Annotated in this window: 1 protein-coding gene; it reads right to left on the reverse strand. The window is 59.8% G+C overall.

Annotated elements, in window-relative coordinates:
• A partial coding sequence (locus tag RVY79_RS17890; protein WP_317465858.1) for a 2-oxo acid dehydrogenase subunit E2 occupies nucleotides 1–383 on the reverse strand: 383 nt, incomplete at both ends.

Below are 383 nucleotides of genomic sequence, written 5' to 3' on the forward strand. Positions count from 1 at the left end.
CTTGGTGGCGTGCACGCCCAGGATGGCCGATTGCGGCGGGTTGATAATCGGGGTCGACAGCATCGAGCCAAACGTACCGCCGTTGGAGATCGAGAACGTGCCGCCCGTCATGTCTTCCAGGCTAAGCTTGCCCTCTTGGGCTTTCTTGCCGAACTCTGCGATCTTCTTCTCGATGTCGGCAAAGCTCATCTGGTCTGCATTGCGCAGGATGGGCACCACCAGGCCACGCGGCGAGCCGACAGCGATACCGATGTCGAAGTAACCGTGGTAGACGATGTCGCTGCCGTCCACCGAGGCATTCAGGATCGGGTATTTCTTCAGCGCATGCACGGCCGCCTTCACAAAGAAGCTCATGAAGCCCAGCTTCGTGCCGTGCTCCTTGG

The sequence above is a fragment of the Chromohalobacter sp. HP20-39 genome, from assembly GCF_033052815.1.
In the GTDB taxonomy this organism is placed as follows: Bacteria; Pseudomonadota; Gammaproteobacteria; order Pseudomonadales; family Halomonadaceae; genus Chromohalobacter.